This window comes from Pseudomonas sp. ERMR1:02 (assembly GCF_002277815.1).
Classification (GTDB): Bacteria; Pseudomonadota; Gammaproteobacteria; order Pseudomonadales; family Pseudomonadaceae; genus Aquipseudomonas.
Map to the genome: position 1 here is coordinate 13,598 of NZ_NKJI01000017.1, position 15,281 is coordinate 28,878.

Annotated in this window: 14 protein-coding genes and 3 pseudogenes; 10 read left to right on the plus strand and 7 right to left on the minus strand. The window is 60.3% G+C overall.

The features are described from left to right. The first annotated feature begins 237 nt into the window (after positions 1–237). From CES87_RS24280 to CES87_RS24300, 5 genes and pseudogenes are all read left to right on the plus strand, one after another. Positions 238–639: a hypothetical protein gene (locus tag CES87_RS24280; protein WP_128608096.1), complete on the plus strand. Its 402-nt coding sequence runs from the start codon at positions 238–240 to the stop codon at positions 637–639. Further along, positions 636–923: a hypothetical protein gene (locus tag CES87_RS33580; protein WP_256591068.1), complete on the plus strand. Its 288-nt coding sequence runs from the start codon at positions 636–638 to the stop codon at positions 921–923. The genes CES87_RS24280 and CES87_RS33580 overlap by 4 nt, the downstream gene beginning before the upstream one ends. Positions 924–1,376: 453 nt before the next feature. Next, positions 1,377–1,655 (plus strand): DUF3303 domain-containing protein, encoded by a 279-nt coding sequence (locus CES87_RS24290; RefSeq protein WP_128608097.1) that lies wholly within the window; start codon positions 1,377–1,379, stop codon positions 1,653–1,655. Positions 1,656–1,979: 324 nt separating this feature from the next. After that, positions 1,980–2,333 (plus strand): annotated as a pseudogene (locus CES87_RS24295) (outer membrane protein transport protein); the annotation flags it as partial. Positions 2,334–2,379: 46 nt separating this feature from the next. Then, the gene (locus CES87_RS24300; RefSeq protein ID WP_128608098.1) at positions 2,380–3,054 is read left to right on the plus strand and encodes a DUF3313 domain-containing protein; all 675 of its coding nucleotides are present in this window, start codon (positions 2,380–2,382) and stop codon (positions 3,052–3,054) included. A gap of 124 nt (positions 3,055–3,178) precedes the next feature. On the opposite strand, the gene ligD is transcribed toward CES87_RS24300, so the two are convergent. Together ligD and CES87_RS24310 are read right to left on the minus strand one after the other, a co-directional pair. Continuing rightward, positions 3,179–5,815 carry a DNA ligase D gene (gene ligD, locus CES87_RS24305; protein ID WP_128608099.1) on the minus strand — a complete coding sequence of 879 codons (2,637 nt, stop codon included), beginning with the start codon at positions 5,813–5,815 and terminating at the stop codon, positions 3,179–3,181. Positions 5,816–6,087: 272 nt separating this feature from the next. Then, positions 6,088–6,834, minus strand: coding sequence for a tellurite resistance TerB family protein (locus CES87_RS24310; RefSeq protein WP_128608171.1), 747 nt, complete (start codon positions 6,832–6,834; stop codon positions 6,088–6,090). A gap of 301 nt (positions 6,835–7,135) precedes the next feature. On the opposite strand from CES87_RS24310, the gene pcsA reads away from it, so the two are divergent. After that, positions 7,136–7,858: a phosphatidylcholine synthase gene (gene pcsA, locus CES87_RS24315; protein ID WP_008063006.1), complete on the plus strand. Its 723-nt coding sequence runs from the start codon at positions 7,136–7,138 to the stop codon at positions 7,856–7,858. Positions 7,859–7,862: 4 nt separating this feature from the next. Then, entirely contained in the window at positions 7,863–8,249 is a 387-nt protein-coding gene (locus CES87_RS24320) for a DUF488 domain-containing protein (protein WP_128608100.1), read from the plus strand. A 128-nt stretch (positions 8,250–8,377) separates the two neighbouring features. Here CES87_RS24320 and CES87_RS24325 read toward each other — a convergent pair whose 3' ends face one another. Both CES87_RS24325 and CES87_RS24330 read right to left on the minus strand, forming a co-directional pair. Next, on the minus strand, positions 8,378–9,190 hold the full coding sequence (locus CES87_RS24325) for a class I SAM-dependent methyltransferase (RefSeq protein WP_128608101.1): 813 nt from the start codon (positions 9,188–9,190) through the stop codon (positions 8,378–8,380). Between the two features lie 37 nt (positions 9,191–9,227). Continuing rightward, the gene (locus CES87_RS24330; protein ID WP_128608102.1) at positions 9,228–9,497 is read right to left on the minus strand and encodes a DUF4242 domain-containing protein; all 270 of its coding nucleotides are present in this window, start codon (positions 9,495–9,497) and stop codon (positions 9,228–9,230) included. 191 nt (positions 9,498–9,688) lie between these two features. Here CES87_RS24330 and CES87_RS24335 point away from each other — a divergent pair. After that, positions 9,689–10,653, plus strand: a pseudogene (locus tag CES87_RS24335) (AraC family transcriptional regulator). A 141-nt stretch (positions 10,654–10,794) separates the two neighbouring features. Here the strand turns inward: CES87_RS24335 and CES87_RS24340 are convergent. From CES87_RS24340 to CES87_RS24350, 3 genes and pseudogenes are all read right to left on the minus strand, one after another. Then, positions 10,795–12,020: pseudogene (locus CES87_RS24340) on the minus strand (cytochrome c biogenesis protein DipZ). Between the two features lie 150 nt (positions 12,021–12,170). Beyond that, positions 12,171–12,383, minus strand: coding sequence for a hypothetical protein (locus CES87_RS24345; protein WP_128608103.1), 213 nt, complete (start codon positions 12,381–12,383; stop codon positions 12,171–12,173). A 49-nt stretch (positions 12,384–12,432) separates the two neighbouring features. Next, positions 12,433–12,696 carry a DUF2790 domain-containing protein gene (locus CES87_RS24350; RefSeq protein WP_128608104.1) on the minus strand — a complete coding sequence of 88 codons (264 nt, stop codon included), beginning with the start codon at positions 12,694–12,696 and terminating at the stop codon, positions 12,433–12,435. Positions 12,697–13,002: 306 nt separating this feature from the next. Here CES87_RS24350 and CES87_RS24355 point away from each other — a divergent pair, with 306 nt between their 5' ends. After that, on the plus strand, positions 13,003–13,743 hold the full coding sequence (locus CES87_RS24355; RefSeq protein WP_128608105.1) for a response regulator: 741 nt from the start codon (positions 13,003–13,005) through the stop codon (positions 13,741–13,743). Further along, the gene (locus tag CES87_RS24360; RefSeq protein ID WP_128608106.1) at positions 13,740–15,050 is read left to right on the plus strand and encodes an ATP-binding protein; all 1,311 of its coding nucleotides are present in this window, start codon (positions 13,740–13,742) and stop codon (positions 15,048–15,050) included. Before CES87_RS24355 ends, CES87_RS24360 begins: the two co-directional genes overlap by 4 nt. The last annotated feature ends 231 nt before the right edge of the window (positions 15,051–15,281 follow it).

Genomic DNA, 15,281 nt, shown 5'->3' on the forward strand with positions numbered 1-15,281 from the left:
CGATGGAGCGAGAGAATTTCAGGTAACGAAAAGCCCGGCCCTGGGCCGTAATGCTGTTCAGTTAAGCGAGAATGATCCACTGTAGGAGCGAGCCTGCTCGCGAAGACGGACTGGCATTCAACATCGATGTTGGCTGGACGGTCGCCTTCGCGAGCAAGCTTCGCTCCTACAGGAGATCTGCGTCGCTCCAAAGACCCTATGGGCAAACTCGATCACAGCGCTCTATGATTGAACCCCATGACCACCTCTGCTCCGATACGCCAACCCTGCCCGCCCGGCGCCTGCGATTGCGGGCGTGACCCGTTGCTGCAAACACCGGGTGCGGACGCGCGCATCCTGTTTCTGACGCGCACGGAAGAGAAGCGCCTGATCGAGCGTCTGGAAAACCTGCAAAGCCTCAAAGACCTGGAGCACCTGCAACGGCGGATGTTCGAGCAACTGGGCATCCGCATCGACATCGTGCCCAGCTTCAACGAAGTGCGAACCATGCGTGGTATCGGCATCTACGTCGGAGAACTGCCGGGGCTGTGCCGTAAAACCCGCGCATCGATCCCGGCCGCGATCCGCCGCGCCATGGAAAAGCGCCCGGAAATCGCCTACGAAGTGCTCAACGCCAATGACCTGTTGCGGGATGCATGATGAACCCTGTTCTGGAATTCCCCATCACCGACGAAATACTCACGTCGTTCGCGCTGGCGGTCGGCACTGACCTGCAGGGCTATCGCAATCACATCTATCGCGTGCTGAATTTCTATTGCGCGCTCAGCGGTACCGAACAGCCCGGTGAGGCCGTGCAAATCGCGGCGGCGTTTCACGACCTGGGCATTTGGACCGACAACACCCTCGACTACCTGCCCCCTCGGTTCGCCTGGCCACGCATTATCTCGACACCCGGCAACGCGGCGACCTCAATAGCGAAGTGAATGGGCTGATTCTGGAGCACCACAAGGTGCGCCCTATCGATCGGAACACGCGACGACCGTTGAGACTTTCCGGCGAGCCGATCTGATTGATGTGTCCCTGGGACTGGTGCGCTTCGGCCTGCCACGGGCGTTTATCAAAACGGTGCAGTCGACGTTTCCCGATCATGGTTTTCACGCAATGCTGATCAGACTTTGCGCACGGCAATTCATTCGCTCTCCGCTGCGCCCGCTGCCCATGTTGCGCTGGTGAAACAGGCGTCCATCACACCCCTTGAAAATACCCCGAAACAGGATCAGCGGTCGTACGCGCGATGCGGCGCGCTGCTATGCCTTCACATGGGAGCTTTCGCTACACACCAGCCAGGACGGAACTGGAAACCCTGCGAATCTGGTCCAGGCGCCAACCAGATGAGTGAAGGAAAACAGGTGCCAATCCGCAACAGGAGGTGGCAAATGTTATTCATCGTCACTTGGTCGATCAGCCCGGACAATCGCAATGCTGCAGTCGAACGCTTTCTCAAGACCGGTGGAACACCACCGGCCGGCGTCACGATGAAGGGACGCTGGCATGCCGTCGGTAGCTCGGCCGGTTTTGGCGTTGCCGAGGCCAGTGATGTGGTGCCGATTCAGCAATGGGTGCTGGAGTGGAACGACCTCATGAACATGGAAGTCCACGCGGCATTGACCGATGAACAGATAGCGCCGCTGCTGGCAGGCATTTCCGGCAAATAATCGTCATTGGGGCGGCGGGTGCTGCTCGCCGCCTTATCGCTCGAGTTCAAAACAGCCGACTGGATTTTTAACGATTTGAACCTACGCTCTTTTCCCGGGACTCCATATTTGCAGCGCTGTCGGGGAACGGATCTCGGTATAGACGCCATGCAGCCAACAGTAACCGCTCTGCCCGTCGTCACCCTTGCTCGCCCAGTGCTATCAGCAAGCCTGGGCGGGCGGGATCATGCGTTATGAAATCGGCACCAATAATACCGGCCTCGCCAACGCCGGGGCCGCTGCTCGGGCCCAGGGACCTTCGACCATTGCCGGCAACCAGACGATGCCCGTTCGACCACCATCGACGCAGGCTTCAAGGACACCTGGCACCTGTCGCTTGGCGCGCAATACCAGGCCACCCGGCAACTCCCGTGGAACCTGGGTGTGGCTTACGACAGCAGTGCCGTTTCGGACAGCAGGCGCTCGGTGATCGCGCCAATGGCCGAATCCTGGCGCATTGCGACGGGAGCCACCTATGCTCTGAACAGGGACACCGACGTCAACGTCAGTTGGGCCATGATCTGGATGGGCGACATGCCGGTGGACCAGACCAAATCTGTGTCGGGCAATCGAATTTCCGGTCAATTCGACAACGCCTGGATTCATGCCGTGACCGGAAACATGACCTGGCGTTTCTGATTGTCTGCTAACGAAATAAGACTTAATCCAAGGAGCACACAGCACTATGAACCTGTCCCGCAAATTGCTCGTCGGCGCTGCACTGACCGGGCTCCTGCTCGGTGGTTGCACCTCCAAAGTCACCGAGAAGGAGCAGTACTCCGGCTTCCTGTCCAACTACAACAACCTGCAAGAGGTCGCCACGCCCAGCGGCGGAACGGCAATGCGCTGGGTGAGCCCGTCGTGGAACCCGAACGCGTATGACACGGTGGCCTTCAACCGGCTGGAACTCTATCCGGCGCCCAAGCCCAATGAACAGGTCAACAAGAAGACGTTGGACGACATTCAGAACTACATGACCAGCAAAGCCAAAGCCACGCTGGGGCAAAAATACCGGGTGGTTTCCAGCGCGAGCGCAGCACCGGCCGGTGCGAAAACGCTGATCATGCGCGCCGCCATCACCGGGGTCAGCGCCTCGAACGCAGGCATGCAATGGTATGAAGTGGTGCCCATCGCAGCGGTGGTCGGAGCGACTCAGGCCGCCACCGGCCACCGGGACCAGGACACCGAACTGTTTATCGAGGCCGAGTTCATCGACGCGAAAAACAATCAGACAGTGGCAAAGGTAGTGCGCAAGGTATTCGGCAAGCAGCTCTCGAATGAAAGCCAAAAAGTCACCGCTCAGGACTTCAAGGCGGCAATCGACAAGCTGGGCACTGACTTCCAGGCGTTTATAAAATAACTGGATTGCTTTTCTGTAGGAGCGAGCTTGCTCGCGAAGGTCGTGAACGATAACGCGTAAACCAGATGCCCAACATCGCCCTCTGGTTTTTCGCGAGCAAGCTCGCTCCTACAGAGGCGTACGATTATTTTTTCATGCCGACTCGCCGCCGCATCTCGGCGGTGATCGTCTGCCGGGTTTTCTTCATGTCGGCCCAGGGCTCGTCGCCCACTTCGGCCAGGCGTTCGTGCACGTTGTGCACATTCCACTGGTTGCCGCCCTTGAGCTCAGCGACCTCTTCACGAAAAATCGGCACCGACACCGGCAGCCCTTCGCGGGTGCGCACGGCGTAGGCGCAGATGGTGGTGGCGCCAAGCCCGTTGCGCAGGTAATCAATGAAGATCCGCCCCACCCGGTTCTTCGGCCCCGAGACCGCGGAAAAACGCTCCGGCAGCATCTTCGCCATGTGGCTGACAATCCCGTGGCTGAAATCCTTGACCTCATCCCAACCGAGTTTGCGGGTCAGCGGCACCACCAGGTGAATGCCCTTGCCGCCGCTGGTCTTGAGAAACGCCTTGAGTCCCAGCTCATCGAGCACCGACAGGGTTAATTGGGTCGCCTCGATCATGCGTTTCCACGGTAATGCCGGGTCAGGATCGAGGTCGAGGACGAAACGGTCGGGCTTGTCGAGGTTGTCCGAGGTGGCGTTCCAGGTGTGCAGCTCCACGGTGCTCATCTGCACCGCGCCGACCAGCGCTTCGGCGTTGTTGATGATCATCACCGGTTGGCCCGTGAGTTCCTTGTCCAGGGTGGTAATGCCGGGAATGGCCAGGCGCTCGGCGTTTTTCTGGAAAAACAATTCGCCGGCAATCCCGTCCGGCGCACGCACCAGCGCCACCGGGCGATCCTTGAGCTGCGGCAAAATCCACTCGGCGACGCTGGCGTAATACTCCGCCAATTGCACTTTGGTGGTGCCGCTCGTGACATCGATCACCCGGTCCGGATGGGTAATGCGTACCTTACCTTCGGCCAGACCGAGTTGTGATGGCGCAGGTTCGGCTTTCTTTTGCGCCGCGGATGGCTTGGCGGCGGCCGCTTTTTTCTCAGGGGTAGGTTTCGTAGGGGTAGGCTTCGCAGGGGCAGTTTTCACGGCGCTCGGACGCTCCTCGGTGATGTCTTTGGCAGGTTTGTCGTCACGCAGGCCATGGAACACCGCATGGCGCACCGAACCTTCCTTGGTTATTTCAGCAAAGGCCACTTCCGCCAGCAGGCGCGGTTTCAGCCAATGCACGCCCTTTGATTCCACGCCACTGGGTGGATTGACCACCGTCGGCTTTTTCGTCTGCAAGGGTTTGAGTTGCTCATGAATGCTGCCCAAGGTGGCTTCGGTAAATCCGGTGCCGACCTTGCCGGCGTAGCGCAACTCGCCGCTGTCGTGATCATGCAACCCCAGCAGCAATGCACCGAATGCACTGCGTGAGCCTTTGGGATCGGTGAAACCGACGATGATGAACTCCTGCCGATGCTTGCACTTTAGCTTGATCCAGTCGCTGCTGCGCCGCGATACATAAGGCGAGCCCAGGCGCTTGCCGATCAGCCCTTCCATGCGCATCTGGCATGCGCTGTTGAGCAAGGCTTGCGGTTCTTCACCGAAGCTGTCGGAAAAACGCAGCAGCGGGTCTTCACTGGCTTTTAGCACCGTCGCCAACGCAGCCCGGCGCTCCTCGACTGGCACCTCGCGCAGATCCACGCCATTGAGGTACGGCAGGTCAAACAGGTAGTACAGAATATTGCCGCTACGATTGGCATCGAAGGCATTTTGCAGCGCCTGGAAGTCCGGGATGCCCTGCTCGTCCGCCACTACCATTTCGCCATCGAGCCAGGCGGACTCCAGGCCCAGCCCCGCCAACGCCTTTGCCTGGCCGGGCAGTTTGTGGGTCCAGTCATGGCCGTTGCGGGTGAAGAGTCTTACTTCGTCGTGGTCGATACGCGCCATGATCCGATAGCCGTCGAACTTGACCTCATAACTCCATTGGCCGTCCGGGGCCTTTTCCACCAGTGTCGCCAGTTCCGGCTTGAGCTGATCCGGCAATTTGGCTTTGTGCGCACCGGTGAGTTGCGCGGGCTTTTCCTTGCGCGCTTCCTTAGGCGCCGCAGCGGCCGGTTTTTTTATGGCTTTAGGTTTGGCGGCTTTTGCAGCCTTGGGCGCCTTGGCGACAATGGTTCGGTCGCTGAGCACACTGTTCGGCTCGGCGGCGACCACGTCGTAATCGACTTCAGGCCGGGCGGCGCCGTCCTGATGCTTGATCAGAAACCACTGTTCCTGCTTGCCCGGCATGTGCGTGCGCACCAGGTTCCACAGGCCGCCGAGCTTCTCGCCTTGCAACTCGAACTTGAGACGGCCCTTGGCGTAGGCCTTGGCCGCATCTTCCTGGGGAATCCACACGCCCCGGTCCCAGACAATCACATCGCCCGCGCCGTAGTGACCTTCGGGGATGCTGCCTTCGAAAGTGGCATAGTCAATCGGATGGTCTTCGACATGCACCGCCAGGCGCTTGACCTTGGGGTCCAGCGACGGACCTTTGGGCACCGCCCAGCTCTTGAGCGCGCCGTCGAGCTCCAGGCGGAAGTCGTAATGCAGGTGTGAAGCGTCGTGCTTCTGTATGCAGAACTGCAAGGCGTGATCCGTGGCGTTTTTTCTGCCCTTGGGTTTGACGGCGGCAGGCTCGGACGTCGCCGAAAAATCACGCATGCGGTTGTAGTCATCGAGGTCCTTGTTCATGGCTCACCCTGCTGGTCGCTGCAGGACGCGCAATCAACGCGTCTCTTCCTCAGCAGAGCGAGCCGCACGGATAAAAATTCCATTGGCATTGAAATTGCCCGGACAGACGGCCCCGTGGTACGGCTGCCCTCGCTGACTGATCATTCCCACGCTCTGCGTGGGAATGCCTCACGGGACGCTCCGCGTTCCTGCCCCGTAACCTGAGCCGTGCACGACATTTGTGACGCAGAGCGTCACGGGCTGCATTCCCACGCAGAGCGTAGGAACGATCATCAAACAGCACCACCCCTCGCTTGTTGTTCCAGGTGTACCTGTAAATCCGGATCGATGTTCAGCGCCGCAGCCAGCTCATCCAGATAATTACGCTCGGCATCCTGCTGATCATCAACAACCATCACGCTGGCCAGGTACATCTCGGCAGCCATGCCGGGGTCGGTGGCCAATTGCGCCACCTCGGCAGGGTCCAGCGGTTTGGCGACTTCATCGTCCAGCCATTGCTGCAATTGTGGATCGTCGGTATGGCGGCCGATTTCGGTGCTGATCATCTGCTTCTCGGCCGGGTCGATCCGGCCATCGGCCTTCGCCGCTGCTATTAATGCACGCAGGATCGCATGGCTGTGCTCCTCGACTTGCGGACCGGCCAACAGATCCACCGTGCGCATCGCCTGTTGTGGGGCCTGTTGCTGCTGCGTAGTCTGACTGCGTTGCCAGGCCTGATACGCCTGGAACGCCATCATCCCCAGCGAAGCGAGCGCGGCATAGTTGGTGCCACCCCCGGAGCGCGATTGTGGTGAACCGCCCATCGGCGAGCCACCGCCCAGCAAACCACCGAGCAATCCGCCCAGTCCACCGGCACCAGCGCTGGAACCACCGCCCCCGCCACCACCCAGCAGACCGCCGAGCAATCCGCCCAGATCTCCGAGCCCACCTTGAGTCGACGCCCCACCGCCGCCCTGTTGCGGCATCGAGCCCTGGCCGCCGCCCCGCAGTAATCGTTCGAGCAGATCGCTGGTGTTCATGACGACATCCTCTTCGTTGGAGTTGATCCAGTCAGACAACGATAGTCCTCGCCGGCAAATGTGCTACCACCGTTTGGCCGACATGCCCCGAAACATAGCTCGTAATATAGCCCCGGAACATAGCCCCGCACCTGCCTTCGCAGATTAATCCAAGGCCTTTTTTTACGGCCCAGCTAAGATTCATAGGCGGTGAACCTTATTCCCGGATACCCGGTCGATACCTGCAATCCGACCCGGTTTGCCGCCGCCTTCGATGCTGAAGGCGATGACTGGCTTGCTTCACTTTCTGGAGAACGCCCCCGTGATATCGACTCTACACATCGCCAGGCTCAAAGCGTGGGGAGCCCATGGTTTTACCGCCACCGGCGTGGTCACCGCCTTCCTTGCGACCCTTGCCCTGCTCGATAACCAGCCGACCAATTGCCTGCTCTGGCTGGGCGTGGCCCTGATCGTCGACGGCCTGGACGGCGCGCTGGCGCGCAAGGTCAATGTGCAGTCGGTGCTGCCGAGTTTCGACGGCTCGATCCTGGATCTGGTCATCGACTACCTGACGTATGTGTTCATTCCCGCGCTGTTCATCTATCGCTACATTCCGCTGCCGGACTACACGCTGTTGCTGACGGTGTCGCTGATTCTGGTGTCGTCGCTGTTCTGCTTCTGCAACGTCAATATGAAAAGCAAGGACAACTACTTCCAGGGCTTCCCCGCCGCGTGGAACGTGGTTGCCCTGTGCCTGTACATCATTGCGCCGTCGCCGTGGATCACCTTCCTGACGGTGATCGGCCTGGCACTGCTGACGCTGACCCGGATGAAATTCCTGCATCCGTTCCGTGTGCGCCGCTTCATGCCGATCAATATCGCCGTGACGGCCATCTGGCTGCTGTGCAGCCTGTCGCTGGTGATCAACCACCCGGTGATCAACCCGATGGTGATGGGGCTCTGGCTGCTGATGTCGGCCTATTTTCTGGGGATCTGCTTCTGGCGTACCGCGCTGGAGTGGTTCGACGAATCGCGGCTCAAGTAACGCCATGCCTATCCATATCGTGCGACTCGGCTCGCCTCGAAGCCCCGGTGAAGGCCTGCGCCTGGGCACCGTGCGCCGCCCGCCCCGGGGCGTACCGAAAGCCGAGTTTGCCAAGCGCGATTTCTTTGACGTGTGGCAGCCGCAGCTGTCACCCAGCGCGGAGCTGGTTGGCGAAGCACTGGCGGCGGACGATGCCAAGGCCTGGGCCACCTTCGTGCGCAAGTTCAAAGCCGAAATGAAACACCCGGCTGCCAGCCAGATGCTGGATCTGCTGGCCGCCCTCTCCCATCACACTTCCCTGGCCGTGGGTTGTTATTGCGAGGATGAAGCGCATTGTCATCGGTCTGTGTTGCGCGAGTTGCTGGAGGCTCGGGGTGCGGAGGTGATTTAAATCCCCAAACGCCACGAATCCCTGTAGGAGCCGGCTTGCTGGCGAAGACGGCTGTCCAGTCAGCTATCCAGCGCCTGATACACCGCCATCGCCAGCAAGCCGGCTCCTACAGGGTCCTGCGCCCCCGATCAACGCCTTGTGATAACCACCTCCAGATACTCACTAGGCACCACCAGCGACCTGTCCCCCGCCCTGTTCGAGCGGTTCAGCAGCTCGGTCAGGTCATTTTCCAGAGCCTTGGCGCCGTCCGCCGGCAGCGCCGCGAACGCCTTGTGCAGCGGGCCGTACCAGCTGCGGAACGTATCGATGAAATGCCCGGCGTTGCGATAGCGGAACGTGAAGGTCTTGCGCGTCACCTGCACCAGGAAGTTGCGCTCGTTGAATTGCGAGTGCAACCAGGCTTCGGTGCCCCACTGCGATGGCGGTTGTGCGCCTGGCGGTGGTGGCATGTGCTTGCCAAGGGTCTTGAACATCTGGCCGACAAAGCCTTCCGGGGTCCAGTTGGCCAGGCCGATCCGGCCTCCCGGCCGACAGACCCGCGCCAGTTCCGCGGCAGCCTTGGGCTGGTCCGGCGTAAACATCACGCCGAAGGTCGAAAGTACGGCATCGAAACTGGCATCGTCAAAGGGCAGCGCTTCGGCATCCGCCACTTGAAAGGTGACGTTGAGGCGTTCAGCCCTCGCCCGGTCTTCGCCGCGTTCGAGCAGTGCGGCTACATAGTCGGTGGAGGTGACAAGGCAGCCACGGCGCGCCGCAGCCAACGTGGCGTTGCCGTTGCCGGCAGCGACATCCAGCACTTGTTCATCACACAACAGGTCGCAAGCTTCGGCCAGATTCTCACCGACAATCTGCAAGGTGGTGCCGATCACGGCGTAGTCGCCACTAGCCCAAGCGACCATTTGACGGTTTTTCAAGGCAACAAGATCAATAGGTGTACTCATGAATTCCACTCCGTTGCGGGTTGGAACGCAGCCCGGCTTATTCTGCCGTGGTCGGATCGATGATGGACGTGACTTGGGAAACGCGGTTGGCCGGGAAACCGCTCTGCCTGGCGTGCTCCTGAATCAGCTCTTCGCTCGGTGCAATGTATACGCAGTAAAGCTTGTCACCGGTGACATAACTTTGCAGCCACTGCACCTCTGGCAACTCGCGCAATGTCCTGCAGGATTTTTGCGCCGCTGCTTTCAAATCCCTTTCTGACAGTGTTCCAGCACCTGGTATTTCGCGTTCAATAACGAACTTCGGCATGGCAACCTCTCATACTTTTTATTGATGACAGGGTCGGCAGTGGCCCTGTAGACGAACTATCGCTCTGGCGCACGCCGGCGTCCTGCCCGATCGTCGGCCAAGACTGTCCGATCGTCCGGAGATTCCACGCTACGCGAGGACGCGTTCACAATCAGGCTCTTCACCCACAGCCCCTTACACGGGAAAAGACAATGGACGCCCTGTCACAGACCCTTCGTGTCGTCCGCCTGGTCGGCGCCATTTTCATCAACGCCAGGTTCACCGCGCCCTGGTGCTACCAGTCGCCGAGTGCCGACACCGCAGCACCGTTTCTGGAGCCGAACGCCGAACGGGTGGTGATCTTTCACCTGATCACCGAGGGCGAGTGTTACGTCGAACTGGGGGATGATCCACCCCTGCTGTTGACCGCCGGCGATGTCGTGGTTTTCCCCCACGGCGATGCCCATCGCATGAGCTCCCGTCCCGGATTGACCCCGGCCAGTGGGACGCGGCTGGATAAGGTCCTGGCGCGGCGGCCTCGGCAATTGAGCTATGGCGGCGGCGGTGCGGTCACGCGTCTGGTGTGCGGCTATCTGGCGTGTGATACGCGGCTGGCGGGCATGTTGCTGACCGGATTGCCAGCGGTGGTGAAGGTCAATGTACGCGGCTCGAATGCTGGAGTCTGGCTGGAATCTTCCGTGCGTTACGCCCTTGCCGAAGCCCGCTCGCCAAGGCCCGGCGGCGAAGGCGTGCTGGCGAAACTGGCCGAGGTGTTGTTTATTGAAGTGCTGCGCCTGTACATGCACGAACACGGCAAGGGTCGCACCGGTTGGCTGGCGGGCGTGAGCGACCGAATCGTCGGCGCCGCCCTCAACGCCTTGCATAAAAAACCCTGCCACGGCTGGACCCTGGATGAACTGGCGCGTACTGCCGGCACGTCAAGATCGGTATTGGCCGAACGCTTTCAGCAATTGGTGGGGTTTCGCCGATGCAATACCTGACGCAATGGCGCATGTTGCTGGCGGCCAATCTGTTACGCAGCAGCAACAGTTCCCTGATGCGGATTGCCGAAGAGGTGGGTTATCAGACCGACACGGCGTTCAGTCGGGCCTTTCGGCGTGAATATGGAACCCCGCCAGCGGCGTGGCGGCGTACTCATGCTGCTGCGGTTCATTGATTAGCCCTGCGTTCCCTGTAGGAGCAAGCTTGCTCGCGAAAATGTCTGGGCAACGCGTTCGTTCTGGCAGTACGCGTTATCGTTGACGTCCATCGCGAGCGAGCTCGCTCCTACAGGTTTCGCCAGCTGCCTTTTGCGGGTTTACGCAGCTGGAGAAGCGGTCTTGGCTTGAGCCTTGGCCTCGTCTAGCAACTGCTGAATCACCTTCTCTTGCGTGTCATAACTCCCTTCACCAAAGTGTGTGTAACGCACCTGGCCCTTGGCGTCGATTATGTAGTGCGCAGGCCAGTACTGGTTGTCGAAGTTGCGCCAGATCGCGTAGTTGTTGTCGATCGCTACCGGGTAGGTGATGCCGTATTCCTTCACCTTGTCCTTGACGTTGTCGATGATGCGTTCGAACCCGTACTCAGGCGTGTGCACGCCGATTACCACCAGTCCATCCTTCTCGTATTTCTTTGCCCAGTCCTTGACGTAAGGCAGGGTGTGTTTGCAGTTGATGCAGTCGAAGGTCCAGAAATCCACCAGCACCACTTTGCCTTTGAGCGATTCGTTGGTCAGTGCCGGCGAGTTGATCCATTGCACGGCGCCGGACAGCGATGGCATGGCACCCTGGGCGTTGTCCATGGACTCGGCCTTGACCTTGCTGACGAAGTAGTCGACGACTTTCGGTACGGTTTCCAGCACGCCTTTTTCGACGCTGCTGACACCTTGCGAAGAGGTGTTGGCCAGCAGCACGTTATCGGCACCAGTGGAGATCACCGCCGCACCGGCCAGCACCGCGACACCGGCGCCACGACGCAGCCAGCCCGTGACCGGAATCGATGGTTTCAAGCGATTGACCAGACCGCGACCGGCGAAGATGAGGGTGCCAAGGGACAACGCGCTGCCCAGTCCGTAGGCCAGCAGCAACAGACTGGTGTTGGCGTTCGCGCCTTGCAGCATGGCACTGGTGAGGATCACCCGAGGATCGGCCCTGCGCAGGGTGCCCAGAGCAGACCGGTGGCGACGCCGATCATCAACGACCCCAGCGGGCCGGAGACTTTGCGGCTGTTCGGGTCGAGGCGATTGCCCAGCAGGACGAAAGGACGTGCCAACCAGTCGCCGACTCGGGCGGAGATCAGCGACAGGGCAAACAGCACCATCACGATCAGGGCTACGTGACGGCCGGCGTTGCTGGCTTGTATCACCCATTCGCTGCTGACCACGGCCAGGCTGGAAATCAGGGCAAACGTCAGGGCCATGCCGCCGAGGGTCAGCAGGATCGATGAGCGCTTGCGGTCGGCACCGGCGAACAGGAACGGCACGACCGGCAGGATGCAGGGGCTGAGGACGGTCAATATGCCGCCCAGGAAAGCGATGAGGAACATGGGATCACCTTTGAGAATGAGCGGGACGTTGCACCGCAACCCCCTGTAGGAGCGAGCCTGCTCGCGATGGTCGTACATTCGAAATCTTCATCGACTGACACACCATCGCGAGCAAGCTCGCTCCTACAAGGGATCGGTGGTGTTTGGGCTTTAGGCGGTTTGTTCATCCAGCCACTTGCCCTGGGTCGTACGGCTGGAGCCGTTTTCGGCGAGCAAGGCATCGGCGCCCTCCTTCGCCACCGGCGTCAGTTGAAAGCAGGTGCTGCTACCGCAAGCGCTCTGTTCTACAGCGGTATTGGCGTGGGCCGCGGCACCGGCGACGGAGAAGGCAATGGCGGTCAAGAATCGGCTGACGTTGATCATGGTTTTGTTTCTCGCTTCAAAAGGGATGAGCAGTGGTTGGTCGCAGGACTCAGTTGTCATTGCTGCAGTTGTCAGCAAATTTGCGGTAGTCCAGTACCTGGGTTTTGTTGTGCGAATCCAAGTAGGTCAGCTGCGCATCCACCACCCCGCAGGAAGGCGAAGCATCCTCTTTCAGCGACACCACTTTCTTGATGTCCAGTTGCGTGCCGTAGCTGTAGGTTTTAGGGCTGACATCGGCTTCGGCCCGGGCCGACAGGGTGCAGATGTTCAGAGCGGCAAACAGGCAAGCGGCGTAGATGGCTTTGGTGTTCATGGCGGATTCCTCGAGGTTTAAACAGGTAATTCGTGAGTTGGGCCAAGGCGGTTTGGGTTTGCCTCGATGGAACCTATTTAAAGCTCGCGAGGTATCGGGCATGTGTCGGGAAAAGGCGCGTGTAAATCGGTAAGTATCAAAGCCGGGCCGAGATACAGAGCGATACAAACCAGGGGAAAACGTGCGTTTTTTTGTCTGTGTGTATCCCTAGACAAGCCAGATACACTGCAATACAAAGCCCTGCGGGCGAGCGGACAAAGGCTCGATAGACTGTGCGACATCCCCCACTGACAGAGGCAAGTCCCCATGGAACACGTCGATCACATTCTCATCGTTGACGATGACCGCGAGATCCGGGAACTGGTGGGCAACTATTTGAAGAAAAACGGCTTGCGCACCACGGTCGTGGCGGATGGTCGGCAGATGCGCACGTTCCTCGAATCGACCCCGGTGGACCTGATCGTGCTGGACATCATGATGCCGGGCGACGACGGCCTGATGCTCTGCCGCGAGCTGCGCGCCGGCAAACACAAGGCCACTCCGGTGCTGATGCTCACCGCCCGCAACGATGAAACCGACCGCATCATCGGCCTGGAAATGGGCGCCGACGATTACCTGGTCAAGCCATTCGCCGCCCGGGAACTGCTAGCCCGGATCAACGCCGTATTGCGCCGCACGCGGATGCTGCCACCCAACCTGGTAGTCACCGAATCCAGTCGCCTGCTGGCCTTCGGACGCTGGCGCCTGGACACTTCCGCCCGGCACCTGCTCGATGACGACGGCACCCTGGTCGCTCTCAGTGGCGCCGAATACCGACTGCTGCGGGTATTCCTCGATCACCCGCAGCGGGTGCTCAACCGCGACCAGTTGCTCAACCTGACCCAGGGCCGCGACGCCGACCTTTTCGATCGCTCCATCGATCTGCTGGTGAGTCGCCTGCGCCAGCGTCTGCTGGACGATGCCCGCGAACCGGCCTACATCAAGACGGTGCGCAGCGAGGGCTATGTGTTTTCCCTCCCGGTGGAAATCGTGGGTGCGCCAGTATGAACCTCTCGATGCGTTGGCCTCGCACCCTGGCTTCGCGGCTGTCGCTGATTTTCCTGATCGGCCTGATCCTCGCCCAGGCGCTGTCCTTCGGTGCGCAGTATTACGAGCGATATGAAAGCGCGAAAAACACCATGCTCGGCAACCTCGAAACCGACGTCTCGACCTCCATCGCTATCCTTGACCGCCTGCCCGTCGAAGAGCGGGCCAGTTGGCTCCAACAACTGGAACGACGCAATTACCGGTATCTGCTTGACGAGGGCACACCCGGTACGCCCATGGGCGAGGACATGCCCGATGCGCCCATCGCGATGGCTTCGATCAAGGACGCCATCGGCAAGGATTACCCGATGACCTTCAGCGACATTCCGGGGCCGAGAAAACACTTTCAGGTGCACCTGAAACTGTCGGATGGCAGCCCGCTGACCATCGATGTGCGGCCTTCGATGGTGCCGCTGTCGCCCTGGCTGCCCATGGTATTGCTCGGGCAACTGGCGCTGATGATCGCCTGTACCTGGCTGGCCGTGCGGATCGCCATCCGTCCCCTCACCCGTCTCTCCAAGGCCGTGGACACCCTCGACCCCAACACCCACCCGATACTGCTGGACGAGAAAGGCCCGACCGAAGTGGCTCACGCGGCCACGGCCTTCAACGCCATGCAGGCGCGCATCGCGGCCTACCTGAAAGAACGCATGCAATTGCTGGCGGCAATCTCCCACGACCTGCAAACGCCGATCACCCGGATGAAACTGCGCGCCGAGTTCATGGACGACTGCGTGGAAAAAGACAAACTGTGGAACGACCTGAGCGAGATGGAACACCTGGTGCGCGAAGGCGTGGCCTATGCCCGCAGCGTGCATGGCGCCACCGAAGAAAGCCGCCGTACCGATTTGGATTCGTTCCTCGACAGCCTGGTGTTCGACTATCAGGACATGGGCAAGAACGTTCAGCTGAGTGGTAAAAGCACCAGCGTGATCGACACCCGCCCCCACGCCTTGCGGCGGGTGCTGGTGAACCTGACGGACAACGCCCTGAAATTCGCCGGCGCAGCGGAGTTGCTGGTAGAGAAAGAGGCTGATGGCGGCTTGTCGGTGAAGGTCATGGACCGTGGTCCGGGTATTGCCGAAGCGGAATTGGCCCATGTCATGGAGCCGTTCTACCGCGTGGAGAATTCACGTAACCGCAGCACCGGCGGCACCGGTCTGGGCCTGGCGATTGCGCAGCAACTGGCGTTGGCGATCGGGGGATCGTTGACCTTGAGCAATCGTGAGGGCGGCGGGTTGTGCGCCGAGCTCAAGCTGAAAACGTAAAGGCATCACCGTCACGACGCTCACTCGCCCCACTGTAGGAGCGAGCATGCTCGCGAAAAACCCAAGGGCACCGCAGAACATCTGGCTTTACGCGTTATCGTTCACGACCATCGCGAGCAGGCTCGCTCCTACAGAATCCAGGCGCCGATCTTTTTTCACATGACGCGGTATTTTTTCTCGGCGTGATCTACGGTTAATCATCGTTCCCACGCTCCGCGTGGGAACGCAGCC